The organism is Paracoccus sp. S4493 (assembly GCF_000967735.1).
Classification (GTDB): Bacteria; Pseudomonadota; Alphaproteobacteria; order Rhodobacterales; family Rhodobacteraceae; genus Paracoccus; species Paracoccus marcusii.
The window spans coordinates 1-674 of sequence record NZ_JXYF01000496.1 but is presented as its reverse complement, the minus strand read 5'-3'; the positions used below and the strand labels follow the sequence as shown (position 1 = coordinate 674).

At 70.5% G+C, this 674-nt stretch carries 2 protein-coding genes; both read left to right on the top strand.

Translation table 11 applies throughout. The features are described from left to right. On the top strand, window positions 1–379 hold a 379-nt coding region (locus TW83_RS18705; protein WP_045984296.1), incomplete at its 5' end, for a methylated-DNA--[protein]-cysteine S-methyltransferase. A gap of 126 nt (window positions 380–505) precedes the next feature. Further along, window positions 506–674 (top strand): 50S ribosomal protein L28 (rpmB, locus tag TW83_RS18700; protein WP_045984295.1); only part of this gene is annotated, 169 nt, incomplete at its 3' end.

Below are 674 nucleotides of genomic sequence, written 5' to 3'. Positions count from 1 at the left end.
GGCGGGGGGGCGGATCGGGCTGGGCCGCACCGCGGTGACCGACCGTGCCGAGGCCGCCCTGGCCCGGTTCTTCGCGGGCAGCGATGGGCGGCTGGACCTGCCGGTGCGCCTGCGCGGCACGCCGTTCCAGACCCGCGTCTGGCAGGAACTGCAGGCGATTCCCGCGGGCCGGACGCGCAGCTATGCCCAGCTTGCCGCGGCCATCGGCCATCCCACCGCCGTCCGCGCGGTCGCTGCGGCCAATGGGGCGAACCGGCTGGCGCTGGTCGTGCCCTGTCACCGGGTCATCGGCACCGATGGCACCATGACCGGATATGCGGGCGGCCTGTGGCGCAAGGAGCGCCTGATCGCGCTGGAGCGCGGCTATGGAATCACCTGACAAGGCTTGACGACGCGCCCCTCATGCGGTAGCCACCCGCGAACGGAATTCCGGGCGCTGCCTCGCGGCGCCTTTTCACATTGGGACGGACCCCCCGCCCGCACAGCTGAGACGAAGGAACACACCATGTCGCGCGTCTGCGAACTGACCGGCAAAGGCCCGATGAGCGGTAACAATGTCAGCCATGCCAACAACAAGACCCGTCGCCGGTTCCTGCCGAACCTGAACGAGGTCACGCTGCTGTCCGAAAAGCTGGGCCGCGGCTACTCGCTGCGCATCTCGGCCGCGGCGCTGC